Origin of the sequence: Azotosporobacter soli (assembly GCF_030542965.1) — a bacterium.
Lineage (GTDB): Bacteria > Bacillota > Negativicutes > SG130 > SG130 > Azotosporobacter > Azotosporobacter soli.
In genome coordinates this window covers 19,898-37,680 of record NZ_JAUAOA010000027.1, presented here as the reverse complement: position 1 = coordinate 37,680, position 17,783 = coordinate 19,898, and the positions used below count along the sequence as shown (strand labels likewise).

Here is a 17,783-nt window from a genome sequence, read left to right as displayed (position 1 = left end):
CGCCAACCGCATAGCCTTTTCAGTCTACCCCTAAAGGGGTCTTATTTCGACTTTTTTGCTGGCTCACCCGTGAACGGGTCAACTAGCTCTTTCAAAGTAAGTTGCTCGGCGATCACATCGTCTTTTAACTGATTTTTGATATACTCTTCAATTGCTTTTTTATTTCGACCTACTGTATCTACATAGTATCCTTTACACCAAAACTGTCGATTGCCATATCGATATTTCAAGTTCGCATGCCTATCAAATATCATTAATGAACTCTTTCCTTTTAGATACCCCACAAAACTTGACACGCTTATTTTCGGCGGTATGCTTACCAACATGTGAACGTGATCCGGGCAAGCACTTGCTTCTATAATTTCAACACCTTTATGTTCGCATAGCTTTCTCAGTATAACTCCGATATCACTTTTTATTTTCCCATATATGATTTGTCTTCTGTATTTCGGTGCGAAAACTATATGGTATTTGCATTTCCATTTTGTGTGTGCTAAACTGCTGTTATCCATTTTGGATACTCCTCCTTTGTTAGTTTATGCGGTCGGCAAACCTGCATTTATTCTAGCAAAGGAGGCTTTTCTTTTCTACTTATAGCTATAAGCTTTCCGGAACCACACGCCTAGCGCGTGGTTTTCTTTATACAAAAAAGCTGCCTGCCCTTCACTGCGAAGAGCAGGCAGCGATTCGTTTATTCCTGTAGCGCATGCAACAAGCGTTTCAACTGCTCACGCAGCTGAACGGCTTCTTCCAGCGACAATTTACTGGCGCATAGCGTTTGCTCAGGCAAGGAATACACCTTGCTCTTCAGGGCTCTGCCCTGTTCGGTCAGGCGAACCACCATGTTTCGTTCATCGGTCGTGCTGCGCAGTCGCGTCAAAAGTCCGGCGGCTGCCATCTTCTTCAGCATCGGCGTCAGCGTACCTGAATCCAGAAAGAGACGCCGGCCCAGTTCCTTCAACGTCATCTCTTCCTTTTCCCATAACGCCAAAAGCGCGATGTACTGGGTGTAGGTAAGACCGATTTTTTCCAGTTCCGTTCGGTAGGCGCCGACAATTGCCTTTGCGCTGGCGTAAACGGCAAAACACAACTGGTTATCCAAACGCAGCATTTCCTCTTGTTTATCATGGCTCATCGTCGGACGCCTCCTCTCAGCAATAACGCTCTCTTAGCGTTGTCGGATATATTCTTCCGCCATCAACGCAGCAATCGTGCCATCACTGACCGCGGTCGTCAGCTGGCGGATGCGCTTGCTGCGCACATCACCGGCGACAAAGACGCCTTCGACATCCGTCTTGCAATCTTCTCCCGCCACCAGATTCCCTTCCGCGTCAAGCGTCAGGTAATCCTTATAGATGCCGGTGCGCGCAACTGAGCCGATGTAGACAAAGATGCCGTCAAGCTCAATCTGCCTCCGCGTCCCATCCAAACGATTCTCCACGATCACGCCGCTCAGTCGTTCGTTGCCGAGCGCCTCTTTTATTTCAGAATTCCAAAGGATCTCAACTTTTTCATTCTCCATTAGCGCCTGCTGGCTCTTCTGATCGGCCCGCAGCTTTTCCGAACGATGAATCAAGGTGATCTTCGCCGCATAATTGGAAAGATGCTGTACCGCACCGACCGCCGCACTGCCGCCGCCGACGACGGCAATATGCTTGCCTTCGTAAAAGCGGCCATCGCACAACTCGCAATAATGGATTCCATTACCGCGAAATTTTTCTTCTTCGGCAATCGGCAACTGACGTCGTTTTGATCCGGCTGCGATGATGAGCGCTTTCGCATGATAACGATACTTGTTGGTTTCGACGATTTTTTCCGCAGCACTCAGCTTTACGGAAACGACCGCATCCAGATCATCGATCACAGCGCCTGCTTCGAGACTTTGGCGCTGCATTCGTTCCGCCAGCTCCACACCTCCGACACTGGAAAAACCGGGGTAATTTTCAATCGCATAGGCATCGCGAATCTGACCGCCGACCAATTCATCTTCGATAATCAGCGTCTCCAGTTTTGCTCTGGCGCCGTAGATCCCTGCCGTCAAACCGGCGGCGCCGCCGCCGATAATCAGCAGTTCAATATTCTTATCTTGCTTTTTGCTTTGGTCCGCCATAGTATCACGCCCGCCCTTACAGTAATTTTTCTAACGCATCGGCCATCGCCGCCGGTTCGGTCGTCGGTTCAAATCGCTTCACTACATTGCCCTCGCGATCGATCACAAACTTGGTGAAATTCCATTTGATCGAATCGCCGACCAGCAGTTCGGGAAATTTTTCTGCCAAAAAGCCCTGCAGCATTTTTCCGTTTGGATGATTCATATCAAAGCCGCCAAATGCAATGCTGCTGCTCAGGTAGTTAAAGAGCGGCTGTGCAGACTCGCCTCTTACGTCGCCTTTGGCGAAGAGAGGGAACGATACGCCGTAATTCAACTGGCAGAAATTTTTCACTTCCTGATCGCTGCCGGGTTCCTGTTCGGCAAATTGATTCGAGGGAAAGCCGAGGATCTCGACGCCCTGCTCTTTATATTGCTGGTACAGTTTTTCCAAACCTTCATACTGCGGCGTGAAGCCGCATTTGCTGGCCGTATTGACAATGACCAGCACCTTGCCCTTGTATTCCTGCAAGGAAACTTCCTTGCCCTCAATCGTTTTTACTTTAAAATCATATACGTTCATTTTGCGCCTCCAACGTTTTATTTTTATCTTGTGTACAATTTAATCTTATGACATTAATTCTTTTTTGTCAATAATAATTATTAAATAATAGGACGATAAGTTTTCTGTAAACTTATCGTCCTATTATTTAACTGCTCTTTTTCCCGCTCATGCTAAAGAGCGAATACGGATGCTCCGTACCATTTTCCAGCTTCTTTTTGCCGTGATAAAACGTCTTCGCTTTCACCTCAGAAAAGCCGACCTTTTCCAGAACCGCTTTGAGCCCTGTCTGCTGAAAGCCGTGATAGCCGGAAAAATTTTCTTCCTGCCGATGAAAGCTTCCGTCGTCTTCATCCAAGTCGACAATGCAAAGGCTGCCGCCAAAACGGAGCAAGCGCGCCAGCGTAGTGAGCGTTTTCAGAAGATCGCTTGCATGGTGCAGCGCCATCGACGTATAAATAAGATCGAAGCCTTCGCCCGGCGCTTCGATGCTTTCGATTGCCGCGCAGCAGGCCCGGATGTTTCCTTGTTTGCGCTGCGCAATCTTTTCCTGCAGCTTTGCAATCATCGCTGCCGACGGATCGACGCACCAGATCTCAGCCAGCGAATCCGCCAGTTCAAAACTGATCAAGCCGGTTCCTGCGCCGAATTCGAGCGCTTTCAGTTCGCCCTGCAAGCTGACGCTACGGCGGATTTCCCCGGCAATGACCGCCGCCCGTTCCAGTCGTTGCGGCGTGTCCCAGTTTGCCGCCTCTTTGTTGAAATCCATGTTCATCCCGCCTTTCTTCCCTTACCTGATTCCGCACAGCGCCGTCCGGCTCCTGCTTTTGCAAAATACGTTTATCGTCAAAAACCCGCAGCAGGCGGATCAAATCCTTTTGCTGCGGGTTTTCCCTTGGTTTTTTAGCTATTTTCCTTAACGGCCAGGTTTTGCTTCAGCGCGCCGGGGCCGTCTTCGGCAACGGCGACCTGCGCATCGCCGAACGTTTTCATATCGTTTAACATATGCAGCGACGCATCGAGTAGCGCCATGCCCAGCGCAGCGCCGCAGCCGCCCTGAAAGCGCAGGTCAAGTTTCAGATACGCCGGCAGACCGAGCTGCATCAGCGCTTCGCCGTGCGCGCCGTGCGGCGAAAGATGAGACGCCATCAAATACGCTTTGCTTTGCGGCGCCAGTTTGAGCGCGAGCAGCGCGGCGGCCGCGGTGACGAGATCGTCGATGATGACGACGGAACGGCTGGCGGCGGCGCCGATGATCACGCCGACCAAAGCGGCAATCTGTCCGCCAGCGTGTTCATAAAGCAACGTAAGCGCATCCGACGTTTCACTCTTGCTGTGGGCAATGACCTCTTCTGCCGTTCTGTAGTCTTTCGTCAGCGCGCCAAGACCGATGATGCGTTGCCCGTTATCCGCCAGACTTTCGGCCAGATCGATCCCGGCGTGAAGCGCCGCGATGGTCTCTTGCGACGCAAGGCTTTGCTCCTTCGCTGCCGCGACGATAAGCTCCGCCCCGGCATGCTGCGCAAAACGGCGCGCAATCACCACATCTTCCTCTACGCTATCCGCTTCGCAGAGCAGCACTACGCTTTTTTTCAGATTTCGCGGCCTTGGCTGAGCGGTCACGCCTGCCAATTGCAGTGCGATATGTTCAAAGTGATGCAGACTGGCCAGCGGTTTCGTCAGATTGTCCAGGCGCAGTTGGCACGCCTGCATCGCCGCTTCATCCAGCGCTTCGATTTGCGCGATCCGTTCCGCCAAAGAACGCTTGCTTCTTTGCGTTTCGTTTTCCTCCGGCAGGGAGCTTAACGGCGCTTTTTCCAATAACGAAACCGACAGTTTGATCATATCCATGACGATCGACGCGCCGATCGCTTCGCCGAGCCTCACGCCCATATCGACGCAGGCATCGAGACCCAAATGGCGCAGTGCGATGCGATGCGCCGGCTCGCCCGAAAGGTGCGAGGCAAACATGTACTCTTTCGCGAGCGGATGTATGGCCTGTGCAATCAGCGCAGCCGCCGTGGTATTGAGTCCGTCGAGCACGACGGCGCACCGGTTGGCCGCGCAGCCCAGCACGACGCCGGCCAGCGCGCCGATTTCAAAACCGCCTACTTTAGCCAAGACATCGAGTCCGTCCGTCGGATCGGGGTTGTTCACCATCAGCGCACGCCGAACCAGTTCCATTTTCACCTGCAGACGGCTGTCGGAAATGCCGGTGCCCCGTCCGGTAACGATTTCCGGCGCAAGCGCGAGAAAAGCCGCCACAATCGTCGCACTGCACGTTGTATTGCCGATCCCCATTTCTCCGAGGCTGAAGCAGCGGTAGCCTTTTGCCGCCTGTTCATTGACGAGCGCAATTCCGCTTTCCAGAGCCTGAACGGCCTGCTCTTTCGTCATCGCCGCTCCTTCACTGAAATCCTGCGTACCGTACGCTATTTTTCGCTGCAAAAGGCCCGGCACATGGGATAAGTCGCCGGCCACACCCATGTCCATTACGACCATGTCGGCGCCGCAAAAATTAGCGAATGCATTTGCGCTGGCCCCTTTTGACACCAGATAATTTTCCGTCATCCCCATTGTCGTCTCAATCGGATACGCGCTGATGCCGCGCTTTGCGACGCCATGATCGGCCGACGCGATCACCATGCAGTTTTTCGGCGCTTGGGGTGCAGCGCTTCCTGTTACTGCGGCGTATTGTTCGAGCATCGCACCTAAACGTCCTAAACGCTCCGGCGCACGAATTGCTTGCGCCAGTTTTTCTCGGACGCATTCTTTTATCGCCTCATCCGGTGCAACGATTCTCGCCAATGCTTCTTCTAATATTTTCATAACGCAACCTCCAAAATCATCAATAAGAATAGTGCTATTCGTCAGGCGCAGTCGAAAAAAAGAAAAGACTTTTTTGGACGTCATGCCAAAAAAGCCTTCTTATTCCACGAAGGGTAAATAAACAAACAAGGCAGGTCTCCTGGCTCCCGCTTCATCGCCGTCTTGCGCCTTCCCCTTTCGAGTGGCATTGCAAGGGCTCTTGCGGTACAGTGGTGGGCCCGCGCCTACGCATGACAACTGTCTCTGCTCAGACTTCCCTATTCTCCGCCCGAAGGCGGCACCTTGACCGTATACTCTATTTATTTATCGTTATTGTAGCAAGATGTCCAGCATACGTCAACTGTTTACCTACATCATCCTTTTTCTGCACGCAAGACTCAGCTCAGAACCGCACGCTTCACTGCCCCTGCCCAATGTTCCGGAACGATTCATGCACCTTTGCAAACGCAGCAAGAATTTCCGGGTCGAAGTGTTCCGGTTTCGTCCGCCCGTCGCCGTCTAAAATGATCTGCAGCGCTTCTTCATGCGAAAAGCCTTTCTTGTACGGACGCACACTGATCAATGCGTCATAGATGTCCGCCAACGCCATCAAACGCGCGCCGAAAGGGATTTCTTTCCCTTTAAGGCCATGCGGATAACCGCTGCCATCCCATTTTTCATGATGAAATTCCGCGATCTCTCCGACCAAGCCGAGAAAGGAGTTGTGCCCGATCGCCTGTTCCGCGCGCCGGATGATCAATCCGCCCACCAAAGTATGCTTTTTCATTTCTTCGAATTCTTCGGCCGTCAGAGGGCCCGGTTTTTGCAGGATCGCATCCGGCACGGCAATCTTACCGATGTCATGCAGCACCGCTGACTGGCAAAGCAGCTGCTTGCGCTCGACCGACATCTTCGCTTCTTCATTATCAAGCACGGTCAGCAAAACGCTGACATATTCCTGCGTGCGCTGCGTGTGCGCGCCGGTTTCCGTATCCCGAAACTCGCCGAGCACCGCCATACAACCAATGATCGCTCTCTTCGTCGCTTCCAGTTCACCGGTTCGCAAGGCAACCAGCTCTTCCAGCGAATCGTGATAACGTTTCAATTCCAGATGATTGCGAACGCGCGCCTTGACCATCGCCAGATTATAAGGTTTTATGATGTAGTCTACCGCGCCAAGGCTCAGCCCCTTCGCCTCATCCGCTTCGTCGGTGAGCGAGGTCAGAAAGATGATCGGAATATGGCGGAAGTCCTTATTTTTCTTCAAACGCTGGCAGACTTCGTAGCCGCTGAGTCCGGGCATGACGATATCGAGCAGAATCAAATCCGGCTGTGCCTCACCCACTGCCAGCAGTGCCGTTTCTCCATCCAACGCGACGCTGATCTCATAGTCATCCCCCAGCGCCTCGACCAAAATATCGACGTTCACTTCCGAGTCTTCCACAATCAAGATTTGCGACCGTTTTCTCATTTCCATTTCAATCCCCCGCTTCCCCCGTGCAATCCGCCAACAATTCGCTCGCGCGGCGTAAATGGCGCAGCGCTTCCGCAAAGCGATAATGCTCCGCTTCTTCGCCGAGTTCTTCGATTTCGCGCTGCGCCGACTGCGGCCAGCGCTTTGCCTTTAGCTTTTCGATCAGTTCCCGGCAGGGTTTAGGCTGACGCCGCTGCAAGAAAGGTTCGAGTTCTTTAAGCAGCAAGCTAAGTTCCGCCTGGTCACCGACCGGCGAGGCAAGCGGCTGGCTTTCTTCCTGTTGCGCAAAAAAATCGCGCAGCGCCGTTTTCAAACACTCTTGCTCCTGAATAAAACTCCCCAGCGCGTCCTGATAATCCGTTTGCCGATTGAGCGCCGTTTCCAGTTCAGCGGCCGCCTTTTGCACGCGCGTTGCGCCCAGATTGCCGGAAACGCCCCTGACGCTATGCACCAAATGCACGGCAAGCTGCCAATCTGCATTCTCCAAAGCAGCGCGCAGCTGATTCGCCGTTTCGTTGTATTGTTCAAGATATTTTTGCAAAAGCCGTATATACATGCTTTCATTGCCGTCGAGCAATTGCAAGGTCGCTGCCGCATCAATCCCGTCGATGCCTCGGACACGTTCTCCCTTGCCGCTCTCTTCCGGCGCCGCCAGCGTTGTCGCATACTGCGTCAGCCACTGCTCCAACACCTTTTCCAACGCGTCCTGATTGATCGGCTTCGTCAAATGGTCATTCATGCCGGCCGCGAGACTTTTCTCCCGATCGCCTTTCATTGCATGCGCCGTCATCGCAACAATCGGCAATTCTTTCAGCGCCGGATCTTGCAAGGCCCGAATCCGCTTCGTCGCCTCAATTCCGTCGAGCACCGGCATCTGGATATCCATCAGCACCATCGCAAAGCCGCCGCGTTGAACCAGTTCGACTGCCTCTTCTCCGTTGCAGGCAACTTCCACTTCGATCTCCAGTTTGCGCAGCAGTTCCAGTGCGATTTCCTGATTGATCTCGTTATCTTCGACCAGTAAGATCCGCGTACCGGCAAACGTGATCCGCTCTTTCAGCTGCCGTTTTGCGCTGCGCCGTTTGCCGAAGCAATCGAGGATCGCCTCGAACAATTCCGAAGGTTGGACCGGTTTTGTCAACGACCCGGCCAGATCATTTTCACCGCCTTGCTGCGGCGCCGTTTCCGCTTCGCACGCCGTGACTAAGAGCAGCTTTGGTGCATCCGACAGCTCTTCTTCCCGAATGGCCCTCGCAGTCGCAATGCCGTCCATATCCGGCATCGACCGATCGAGGATGATCAAATCGAATCTCTCGCCGGACTCTTTTGCTTCGCGCAGTTTTTTCAAGGCGGCCGTTCCTCCATCTACCGCACTGGCGCTAAATTGCATCGCGGTCAGCATATTCGCGACGATTTGCCGCGCCGCGCTATTGTCTTCCGCCAGCAAAATCCGTTTGCCGCGCAATTCCTCCGCCGTCAGCCAACGTGGTTGACGGCCGCGCTCCGCCGCGATATTGAAAGGCAGGACCACGATAAAACGGCTGCCGACGCCCGCTTCGCTTTCCACGCGGATACTGCCGCCCATCAGCTCGCACAACTGCCTGCAGATCGCCAGGCCCAAGCCCGTGCCGCCATACTTGCGCGTCGTAGAACTGTCCGCCTGATTGAACGCCCGAAACAGCCCCTCCTGCTGCTCTTCGCTCATGCCGATGCCGCTGTCCTCTACCGTCAATTGCAGGATGAGCGTCTCACGTATTTGTTTGAGTTCTTCGATCTGCAGCGTCACTTCACCGCGCTGCGTGAACTTGATCGCGTTGCTAAGCAAATTATGCACAATCTGGCTTAAGCGCAGCGGATCTCCATTCATGCACGGCGGCAAATCGTCCGGCATACGGACGTTGAGTTCCAACCCTTTTTCCGCCGCCTTGACGCCATGCATGCCCACCGCGGTACGAACCAGGCTTTCCAAATCGAATTCGATCCATTCGATCTCCAGTTTTCCGGCTTCAATCTTGGAAAAATCGAGGATGTCATTGATGACGCCAAGCAGCATCTGCGTCGCCATATCCATTTTCTTCAGCCAACCGCGTTGCTTGTCGTCGAGCGGGCTGTCCGCCAGCATTTTGCTCATTCCGACGATCGCATTCATCGGCGTTCGGATCTCATGGCTCATGTTGGCGACAAAGCTGCCTTTTGCCTTGCTGGCCGCCTCGGCAATTTCCTTAGCGTTGGTCAGTTCCGCATTCACCCGTTCCAATTCCTGCGTCCGTTCGCTCACACGCGTCTCCAGACTGCTGTTCAGCTGCCGTATTTCCTCTTCGGCTTGTTTGCGCTCCGCCAGTTCCACTTGGAGACGTCGGTTTACAACCAACAGTTCTTCGGTTCGTTTTTGCACGATCTCTTCCAGGCCTTCGTTCATCTCTACCAGTTCCTGCCTTGCGCGGCGCAGCTCGCTGTTTTGGTTGTACGCATTTTCATAAGTGGAGAGCAGTAAATCAAGGATCTGTAGACGCCCGGCCGAGACATGGAATGTTTGTTCGGCGAAAAAGATCGTGATCTCGTCGCTCTCGGAAGACGCGCGCCGCAGTTCCTTGTTCACCAGCAAATAGCGAATGCGCGAGACCAAGTATTGCCCGGCATACGGTTTGGTGATGAAATTATTCGCGCCGGCGTCAAGTCCCTTGATCACATCGATCGGATCAGACAGGCTTGTCAGCAGAATGACCGGCACTTCCTGCCACGCTTCTGATTCGCGCAAGCGCTTGCAAAGCGCATAACCGTCCATTTCCGGCATCACAACATCGCTGATAATGACATCCGGGCAACACTGCGCAAGCATTTGCAGCGCCGAAAGGCCGTCCGGCGCGACCGTCACCGCAAAGCCTTCCTTTTCGAGAAAGTATTTTAACTGTTCTGCCTGGGTTGGACTGTCTTCCACGACGAGAATTTTTACCGTCTGCCGTCCTATCTCCTGCATGCCGCTTCTCCCTTTCGCTGCACGTCTTCAGCTATTTTTTTCAACAACAACACGATCCGCTCCGGCGGCAAAACGTAACTCGCACCGTTCAGGCGCACGGCTTCTCCTGGCATGCCGAATACGATAGAGCTCTCGCGATCCTGAGCGATCGTCAGCGCTCCTGCTTTCTTCATCAAGGCCAATTCAGCCGCTCCGTCCTTGCCCATGCCAGTCAATAATATCCCCATCGCCGCTGCTCCATAGTGAAGGGCCAGCGATTGAAAGAGATAGGAGACCGATGGACTCAGTCCATGCATGCTCATTTCCTCCCTGCAGATCAGGTGATTATTGCCGTCCACCTTCATTTGCAAGCCGTCCGGCGCGACATAGACCTGCCCCGCCCGGATATCGCCTCCGTTAGCGGCAAGCTGGACCGGCAGCGCCGCGGTCTTGCCCAGCCACTCGACGAAACCTTCGGTAAAACCCCGCGCCATATGTTGCACGATTAAGATCGGCAAGGGAAAATCAGACGGCATTTCCGCCAGTATTTTTTGAATGACCGGCGGTCCGCCGGTCGAAGCGCCAATGCCAAGCACGCGTATCGCCTGCCATTTCTCCGTTGCCCAGCTTTCCGCTTCGCGCTGGCAGGAATTTTTTTCTTCAAACGCGCGCATGCGCCGCCTGACCACCCTGATCTCAGCCATCAGCTTGACCATTCTAATCAGTTCTTTCGCCGCCTGCGCCTGCTCCGGATGCCCTAATCCCGGCGGCTTCTTCACGACTAGCAGCGCGCCCACATCGATCGCGCTGAAGGAAGTTTCGAGTTCACGCATCTCGGGCTGCTCGGTCAGCATGATAATCGGTACCGGGTTCATCTCCATGATGCGGCGCGTCGCCTCGAAGCCATCCATTTCCGGCATACAGATATCCATCGTAATCAAATCCGGCTTATCGCGCGCGACAAATTCAACCGCTTCACGGCCATTTTCCGCAAAACCGATCACTTCAATTTCCGGATCCGACTGCAGAACATGAATGATCCATTCACGCGACACTCTGGAGTCTTCCACCACCAATACCCGAATCATGCCGTTCCCTCCCGCATGGGCATCCGCATCAAATCAGCCGTTCTAACACTTCCAGCAGATGATTCTGATCAAAACTGCTCTTGACGATATAGGCATCGGCGCCGACATCGATGCCGCGCTCCCGGTCGCTCTTCTCTTCCAACGAAGTGACCAGCACCACCGGAAGTTTGGCAAAACGCTCATCACGTCTGATTTTTTCCGTCAAAGAAAAACCATCCAATTTTGGCATATTGACATCGGATACGAGAAGTTCGATTTTGCGTTCCTGCTTCTGCAGCAAAGCGAACGCTTCCAAGCCATCGACCGCGGTGACAACTTCATAGCCGGCGCTTTCTAAAACATGCTTTAGCATCATGCGCGCCGTAATCGAGTCATCCGCCACTAAAACCACCTTGCAGGCTTTAAGCGGCGCATTGTTTTGCACGCTGCAGGCTGCCGGATTGCGCAGCGCTGATTTTATCAGATCCGGTACATGGAGAATCGGCGCGATTTTCCCGTTGCCGAGAATGGTCGCGCCTGCTATATTGCGTACCCGTGAGAGTTGACGCCCCAGCGGCTTCGCCAAGACCTCCTGCTCCTGCAGTACTTCATCAACGCCGAAGGCCAGGCTCTGTTCGCCGGAGTGCAGGACAACAACCGGGATATAGTCTGCTTCGCTTTGCCGCAGCTGCTTTTGTGTTTCAAGGGCAAGCACGTCGGCGAGGCGAACCAGCGCAACGGGCCGACCGTCGAGCGACACCATCTCGCAATTTCCCACCGTACGTATCGCTTCTTTATGAATGCGCGCGACCCGCGCCACTTTTCCTGCCGGAAAAATGAAGAAGCGTTGCCGTTCACTGACTACCAGACCGCGCAACATCGCCAGACTGATTGGAATCGACAATTGAAATGTCGTTCCTCTGCCCGCTTGCGTTTCAAGCTGCAGCGCGCCGTTCAGCTTCTCAATTTTTTCCCGCACGATTGCCATCCCTAAACCGCGCCCCGCATTATCGGTTACCATCGGCGCGGTGCTGATTTCCGAATGAAAGATCAATTGCAACGCGTCTCCGACGCTTAGCGACTCGGCTTCGCTCGGCGAGAGTAAGCCGCGCTCGACTGCCGTTTCTTTGACCTTCTCCACATCGATGCCGCCGCCGTCATCGCTCACATTAATTTCAATCTTGTTATCTTTTGCCAGCACAGCGATCTGAATGACGCCGCAAGGCGGTTTCTGTCGCTGCTGCCTTACTTTTGGTTCCTCGATGCCATGCACCATACAGTTGCGCACTAAATGCAGCAACGGATCCTTCATTTCTTCCAGCACGCGTCGGTCGATTTCAATTTCCCGCCCTTCAATGACCAGTTCTGCCTGCTTGCCCGATTCTCTGGCCAGTTCACGCACAAAACGCGGAAAACCGTCGAGCTGCGAGCCGACCGTCAGCATCAGCGCCTTCTTCATATCCGTTAACAACGTGTCCACCATGCTTGCGGTTCCCCGGCTGTCGTATTCCATGGCTTTCGTGAGCTGATTCACTTTCTTCTCCAATTGCCCCAAATAGAAGCCGCTTCCCCGTTCTCCTGTTTTTCGCTCCGGCAAAGCGCACTTTTCTTTTTTCAGCAGTTCGGTCAGCTTCTTGATCTCACGCAGCTCGGCTGCCCGCTGACGCAGCGCCATCTTGACGACCAATAGTTCTTCCACCTGCAAAAGCAGGGCATCCAGTTTGCTAAGCGAAATACGCACGGTATCGTCGACCGCTGCAGAAGCGACACTCGACAGCACGCTTGCCTGCATTTCCAGTTCCCGCTCTTTGTCAGCGGTCTCTTTTTCCGCTTCGCCTTCGTTTGCGTTTTTTTCCGCTCCGTCTGCCGCCTGACCGTTGACCAGATTCTCCAGTTCGCGCACCAGCTCTTTGCCAAGCAGCTTCGCATTCGGCGTCAGTGCGGCTCCGACAATCAAATTTTCCAGCCAGTCCGTCGCAGCGAGCAAGCGGTCCTTCATGCGCGGCGAAAAGAAAATGTCGCCGCGTTTCAAGGCGGAAAAAACATCTTCCATCGTCTGACAAAGCGCGACGATGTCGCTCCAATTGACGGAACATGCCGCCCCTTTCAAGCTGTGCGCTTCGCGATAAATCCGCTCCACGACCGCGCCGCCTTGCTGCGCATCACAGTATTCCAATTCAGCCAAGCCCGTCGCAATGATTTTCAAATGTTCCTGCGCTTCAATCTTGAATAAGGCCAAAAGCCTTTTCAAGAATTCTTCATCCTTTTGATCCATCTGCGCCGCCTCCGCATCCTTCGCTTTCAGACCCGATACGCATCTACGATCCGTTTCAGTTTTTGCCCGAGTTCATTCAGACTTTCCGCTGCCGCCTCTACCTGTTTAGTGCCGGAGAGATTTTGCCGCGCCGCCTGTTTGATGCTTTCCATGGCCTGCGCCACCTGCTCCATGCCCGCCAATTGCTGCTGGCTGGAAGCGGCGATTTGGATCGCCGTTTGCGCCGAATCGGCAATGCCGTCCGAGAGACGTCGAATCGATTCGCCGGAATCATCGGCCTGCTTCACGCCGCCGTCGACCGCATTGCTGACCTGCTCGGCCGCGAGCACCGAAGCCCCGCTCGCTTTTTGAATATCGGACAGGATCGTGCGTACCTGCTCGGTTGCCTGTTTCGACTGCTCGGCCAGACTTTTTATTTCCTGCGCCACTACGGTAAAACCTCTGCCCTGTTCCCCCGCCTTCGAAGCCTCGATCGCCGCATTGACGGCTAGCAGGTTCGACTGCTGCGCCAGATCATTAACCGACGCGATGATTTCGCCGATCATCTGCGTCTGTTCGCTCAGACGCACAATGCTTTCGACAACCGATTCCATTAGTGTGCGAATATGATTGATGCCGCTTACCGTTTCGCGCACCGCCTCATTGCCCTGCCGTGCGATCAGCGACGCTTTTTGCGCCGTATCTGAGACGCTCTTTGACTTTTCCGCCGACAACTGCGCGGTTTGCTTGACTTCTTCGACTGTGGCGGTCGTTTCGGCAACAGAACTGGCCGTTTCCGTCATACTGGATGAAACCTGGCTCATCGCAACTTGTATTTCCGCAGTCGACGCGGCGAGCACATTTACGCCGTCGCGCACTTCCATGCTCATCTGCCGCAAATTGGCAATCATGTCGGCATAAGCGTTGCCCAGCATGTCCTTGCTCGATATCGGCTGCACCATTACGGTCAGATTGCCTGCCGCGATCTGTCCGGATACTTCGGCCATTTCACGCAGATAATGCAGCATTTCCGCATAGGCGTTGCCCAGAACGTCTCGCTCGGAAAGCGGCGTTACCGGTACCGACAAATCGCCTTTGGCAATCTGCTGCGAAGCATCGGCCATATGCTGCAAATACGCTACCATATCCACATAGGCATTGCCCAGGACATCATCCGCACAACTCGCCTTGACCTTCACCGCCAGATCGCCCCTGGCGATCTGCTGCGACAGATCGGCCATATCCTGAATGTAGCGCACCATCGCCGCGAAGCTGCCCATCAGCATGCCCACCTCATCACGCCGTTCTTCGCGTGCGGCCGCAATGCGCAAATCGCCTTGCGCCATTTGCCGCGCCATCGCCGTCAGCCGGTCGAGCGGTTTGGCAATGCTGCTGTTCAAAAACGATATTACCAGGATGCTGATCAGGATGCTGCTTCCCCCGAGCATGCTGAACCAAAAACCGATTTTTTCCGTACTCTCCTCGGTCTTCTTTATTTTTTCCAACGCTTCCGCCACCGCGAATTCTTCCATTTCCTGCGCCAGATTTCGGATGCGTTCATAGCGTTCTTCCTGCAGCGCATTCGAGACTTCCAATGCTTCGGCAATCCGGCCGCTGCCGATCAGAGCAACTTGCATTTCACGCGTTTTCCGATACTCCTCGATGCGCAGCATCATTTCCTCGAATTTTTTTAATTCACTCGGATGTTCTTTCGCCGCTTCACCAATCCTTTGCAAATTGATATCAATTACTTTCGCTTGACTGCGAATGGCTTTTTCCAAAGCAAGCTGCTTTTCCCTGTCTTTTGTCATCATCATTTCCAAGAGCTGTACCCGGCTGCGATTCTGATCGACCCGAAATTCAGCGAGATCGCGCACTTCTAAAAAATCGTCATTGAAGAGTTCGTTTTGCGATCTGCGAACGCTCGTGATTCCGCTATAGGCAAGGATCAATACCCAGAGTAAGAAGAGAACGATCACGCCAAAACCGGCCACCAACTTCGTCCGCGTCGACAAATTCAAAAACCATTTCATCTTGCATCCGCCCTCCTTGTTTCTCCTCTGGCTCTGCCGTAAAACAACCTTCACACTTCATCGTCGACAATGATGCGCGCATCCGTCAGCAATTGGCGCGCATCGATGACCGCACAGCCGCAGCGCGTGATTCCGCTCAGCCACTCGCCGCGCTTTTCCTCCAACGTCGCAAGCAGTGGCTCGATATCCTGACGCGCCACTTCCGTCACGCCGATAATTTCATCGGCTAAGACGCCGAACTCCATTTCCCCGTCACGCAGGATCATCACTTTGCTCGTTTCACTGACGCTCTGCTCGGTCAGAGCAAAGAACGCCTTGATATTGACAAGCGAAAGGATCCTCCCGCGCACATTGATTAACCCCGCAACAAACGGCGGCGTTCCAGGCAAATCGGTATAATCTTTCAACGGGCATACTTCTTCCACATAGGCGGTTTCGATGCAATACGACTCGCTGCCCAGCTGAAATTCCAGCATTTCGTGGCGCGTTCCTTCCGGCGTGGCCGCTTTTTCCTGCGCCAGACGCTCTGCTCTCGCCTTGAAAATCAAAGCCTTTCTATCTGCATCCGGATTTTCGTTTGCTGCCAGCGCGGCGCCGACTGCCGCCAAACGCTGATAAACCGCCTCCCAGTTCATGTCTTCACCCCATTTTCGCCTTGCGCTATGCCTTGCATGATCTCAAGCAATCCCGCCACGCTGATTCCGTCCGTATCCGATACCATTTCCTCCGGTTCGTGACCGGCGAGCAGCATGCGGACTGCGGTGAAATGTTTTTCCGCTTCCGCAGACTGCTCCTGTTGATGGTAGAGGCAGCCAAGCGAAAAATGCGCGAGCACGGAATCTGGCTTCAGGTAAATGACGCGTTTCAACGCGATGCTTGCTTCTTCTTTGCGCTCCATTTCAAGGAAAATCATCGCGCTCAAATGATGTAGCGCCGGATTCAATTTATCGCGTTCGAGCGCCGCCTTGCACCATTCGAGCGCTTCGCTCAATCGCCCCTGATCGGCGAGATTTTGTCCCTGCGCTGCGTCAATGACGCTCGTTGTCTCAAATTCCGGCGCGTTCTTGCCTGCAGAGTCGCCTTCCGCCTCTTCCGGCGGCGAAAAAACGTTTTTCGGCAGGACAAGAACGTCGCCAGAGGCGCAAAGCGGCTGCGGCATTTCAAACGCGCCTCTGCCATGCATGGCCGATGTGAACGGACTCGGCAGCGTAAAGAGAGCGCGCACCTCGGGCGTCGCCTCGAGCGGATTCATCACGATCCAACCGTACTGCGCGGTACAGCCATATAATTTTTTGACCACCTTCAGACTTCGCTCGCGCGAAAAATACATCAGCACATTGCGGCAGAAGATCAAGTCGAGCTCCGCAATGCGGCTGTCCACGCCGGCATAGTCAGTTTGCGCAAGATTCAAAGCAAAAAAACTTACCAACCGTTTGATTTTCTCCTGCAGGGTAAATTCATGCTTCACTTTGTCAAAATAATCTTTTTTGACCCAGCTCGGCGTATCACGAAACGACCATTCGTTATAACGTGCGCCTTCGGCTTTAGCCAGCGCCGCTGGATTGATGTCCGACGCCAAAACCATGATCTTCCAGTCCGCAATATCCGGCAACAGTCGATCCAACAAAATGGCAAGCGAGTACGGTTCTTCGCCGCTTGAACAGCCGGCGCTCCAAATGCGGATCGTCTTATCCTTTTCGCGTTTGCGCTTGATCAGTTCGGGGAAGAACTGCTCTTCGAGCGCCGCAAACAGCTCCCGGTCGCGAAAGAAAAACGTCTCGCCGACAGTCAGGTGCACCGCCATTTTTTCCAACTGTTCCTTTGTCGGCTCCGTGCTTAGCAGCCAGCGCACGCAAGCTTCCGCGTCCGCAAAACCAAAATCAGCGGCGCAGGCCGCCATCCCCCGTTCCAAATCGCAGCTGCGTTCCGGCGGAAAATAAAGGCCCAGTTCCTTTTCAATAAAACTGCTTATCTGTTCCAAGAGGGCGATCGGACACTTCGCTTTTTCGTCCATGCTCTGTAGCAGCTCCTTCCTGCCCGGCTTAGACAGTGCCGCATTTCGGCAGCATCTGCTTTAGATCGCAAAGATATACGATTTCTCCCGCCCGCTTCGCTATGCCTGATATGCCGCGCATGGCGCACGATTCTTCATAGGCGACGTCCGCTTGCGTGCAGCTGAAAATCCCGCTGACCCGATCCGCAAGAAAAGCCGTCAACGCTTGTTCTTTGACAATGACCAGTGCATCATCGAGCCGCGCTTCCCGTTCAGGCAGCGCCAGCAATTTACGCATGTTCCATACCGGAACAGGCGACCCTTGAAAATTAATGACGCCGAGAAGTTCCGCCGCCGCTAACGGCAACGGATAAATCTCGACAGCACGAACCACGCACTCGACCTGACGAAGCGGCAGCGCATAGGCCTGCTGATCCAAGTAAAAAAGAAAAAACGCATTTTTTCCTTCCTCTTTCTCCTGCATCAACCCGCCTCCTCTTTGCGCCAAGCCTGCTTTTCTTACATCTTTTTCCATATCATTAGTTTT

The 17,783-nt window shown here is 53.9% G+C and carries 14 protein-coding genes and 1 riboswitch; all 14 genes read right to left on the bottom strand.

The window, feature by feature from the left end; genetic code table 11:
• Window positions 1-41: 41 nt before the first annotated feature.
• Window positions 42-512, bottom strand: a complete 471-nt coding sequence (tnpA, locus tag QTL79_RS16500; protein ID WP_346353254.1) for an IS200/IS605 family transposase — start codon at window positions 510-512, stop codon at window positions 42-44.
• 179 nt (window positions 513-691) lie between these two features.
• Window positions 692-1,135, bottom strand: coding sequence for a MarR family winged helix-turn-helix transcriptional regulator (locus QTL79_RS16495; protein ID WP_346356057.1), 444 nt, complete (start codon window positions 1,133-1,135; stop codon window positions 692-694).
• Between the two features lie 33 nt (window positions 1,136-1,168).
• Entirely contained in the window at window positions 1,169-2,110 is a 942-nt protein-coding gene (locus tag QTL79_RS16490) for an NAD(P)/FAD-dependent oxidoreductase (RefSeq protein ID WP_346356056.1), read from the bottom strand.
• A 16-nt stretch (window positions 2,111-2,126) separates the two neighbouring features.
• Window positions 2,127-2,672 (bottom strand): glutathione peroxidase, encoded by a 546-nt coding sequence (locus QTL79_RS16485; protein WP_346356055.1) that lies wholly within the window; start codon window positions 2,670-2,672, stop codon window positions 2,127-2,129.
• Window positions 2,673-2,799: 127 nt separating this feature from the next.
• Entirely contained in the window at window positions 2,800-3,420 is a 621-nt protein-coding gene (locus QTL79_RS16480; RefSeq protein ID WP_346356054.1) for a class I SAM-dependent methyltransferase, read from the bottom strand.
• Window positions 3,421-3,554: 134 nt separating this feature from the next.
• A complete protein-coding gene (gene cobT / locus QTL79_RS16475; protein WP_346356053.1) occupies window positions 3,555-5,480 on the bottom strand; it encodes a nicotinate-nucleotide--dimethylbenzimidazole phosphoribosyltransferase in 1,926 nt (641 codons plus the stop codon).
• Between the two features lie 112 nt (window positions 5,481-5,592).
• A riboswitch (cobalamin riboswitch) is annotated at window positions 5,593-5,780 on the bottom strand.
• A 97-nt stretch (window positions 5,781-5,877) separates the two neighbouring features.
• Complete coding sequence (locus QTL79_RS16470; RefSeq protein WP_346356052.1) at window positions 5,878-6,936, bottom strand: HD-GYP domain-containing protein; 1,059 nt, start codon at window positions 6,934-6,936, stop codon at window positions 5,878-5,880.
• A gap of 1 nt (window position 6,937) precedes the next feature.
• The gene (locus QTL79_RS16465) at window positions 6,938-9,910 is read right to left on the bottom strand and encodes a response regulator (protein ID WP_346356051.1); all 2,973 of its coding nucleotides are present in this window, start codon (window positions 9,908-9,910) and stop codon (window positions 6,938-6,940) included.
• Entirely contained in the window at window positions 9,898-10,977 is a 1,080-nt protein-coding gene (cheB, locus tag QTL79_RS16460) for a chemotaxis-specific protein-glutamate methyltransferase CheB (protein WP_346356050.1), read from the bottom strand. Before cheB ends, QTL79_RS16465 begins: the two co-directional genes overlap by 13 nt.
• 28 nt (window positions 10,978-11,005) lie before the next feature.
• Window positions 11,006-13,231, bottom strand: a complete 2,226-nt coding sequence (locus QTL79_RS16455) for a hybrid sensor histidine kinase/response regulator (RefSeq protein WP_346356049.1) — start codon at window positions 13,229-13,231, stop codon at window positions 11,006-11,008.
• Between the two features lie 26 nt (window positions 13,232-13,257).
• Entirely contained in the window at window positions 13,258-15,243 is a 1,986-nt protein-coding gene (locus QTL79_RS16450) for a HAMP domain-containing methyl-accepting chemotaxis protein (protein WP_346356048.1), read from the bottom strand.
• 50 nt (window positions 15,244-15,293) lie between these two features.
• Window positions 15,294-15,878: a chemotaxis protein CheW gene (locus tag QTL79_RS16445; protein WP_346356047.1), complete on the bottom strand. Its 585-nt coding sequence runs from the start codon at window positions 15,876-15,878 to the stop codon at window positions 15,294-15,296.
• Window positions 15,875-17,257, bottom strand: a complete 1,383-nt coding sequence (locus QTL79_RS16440; protein WP_346356046.1) for a CheR family methyltransferase — start codon at window positions 17,255-17,257, stop codon at window positions 15,875-15,877. Before QTL79_RS16440 ends, QTL79_RS16445 begins: the two co-directional genes overlap by 4 nt.
• A 28-nt stretch (window positions 17,258-17,285) precedes the next feature.
• Window positions 17,286-17,720, bottom strand: coding sequence for a chemotaxis protein CheW (locus QTL79_RS16435; RefSeq protein ID WP_346356045.1), 435 nt, complete (start codon window positions 17,718-17,720; stop codon window positions 17,286-17,288).
• Window positions 17,721-17,783: the final 63 nt, after the last annotated feature.

Bases quoted from the DNA above. Each gene is read 5' to 3' on its own strand.
- QTL79_RS16440 (WP_346356046.1), bottom strand. From the start codon at position 17,257: ATGGACGAAAAAGCGAAGTGTCCGATCGCCCTCTTGGAACAGATAAGC.
- QTL79_RS16470 (WP_346356052.1), bottom strand. From the start codon at position 6,936: ATGGAAATGAGAAAACGGTCGCAAATCTTGATTGTGGAAGACTCGGAA.
- QTL79_RS16490 (WP_346356056.1), bottom strand. From the start codon at position 2,110: ATGGCGGACCAAAGCAAAAAGCAAGATAAGAATATTGAACTGCTGATT.
- cheB (WP_346356050.1), bottom strand. From the start codon at position 10,977: ATGATTCGGGTATTGGTGGTGGAAGACTCCAGAGTGTCGCGTGAATGG.
- QTL79_RS16445 (WP_346356047.1), bottom strand. From the start codon at position 15,878: ATGAACTGGGAGGCGGTTTATCAGCGTTTGGCGGCAGTCGGCGCCGCG.
- QTL79_RS16485 (WP_346356055.1), bottom strand. From the start codon at position 2,672: ATGAACGTATATGATTTTAAAGTAAAAACGATTGAGGGCAAGGAAGTT.
- QTL79_RS16455 (WP_346356049.1), bottom strand. From the start codon at position 13,231: ATGGATCAAAAGGATGAAGAATTCTTGAAAAGGCTTTTGGCCTTATTC.
- cobT (WP_346356053.1), bottom strand. From the start codon at position 5,480: ATGAAAATATTAGAAGAAGCATTGGCGAGAATCGTTGCACCGGATGAG.
- tnpA (WP_346353254.1), bottom strand. From the start codon at position 512: ATGGATAACAGCAGTTTAGCACACACAAAATGGAAATGCAAATACCAT.
- QTL79_RS16480 (WP_346356054.1), bottom strand. From the start codon at position 3,420: ATGGATTTCAACAAAGAGGCGGCAAACTGGGACACGCCGCAACGACTG.
- QTL79_RS16495 (WP_346356057.1), bottom strand. From the start codon at position 1,135: ATGAGCCATGATAAACAAGAGGAAATGCTGCGTTTGGATAACCAGTTG.
- QTL79_RS16435 (WP_346356045.1), bottom strand. From the start codon at position 17,720: ATGCAGGAGAAAGAGGAAGGAAAAAATGCGTTTTTTCTTTTTTACTTG.
- QTL79_RS16465 (WP_346356051.1), bottom strand. From the start codon at position 9,910: ATGCAGGAGATAGGACGGCAGACGGTAAAAATTCTCGTCGTGGAAGAC.
- QTL79_RS16450 (WP_346356048.1), bottom strand. From the start codon at position 15,243: ATGAAATGGTTTTTGAATTTGTCGACGCGGACGAAGTTGGTGGCCGGT.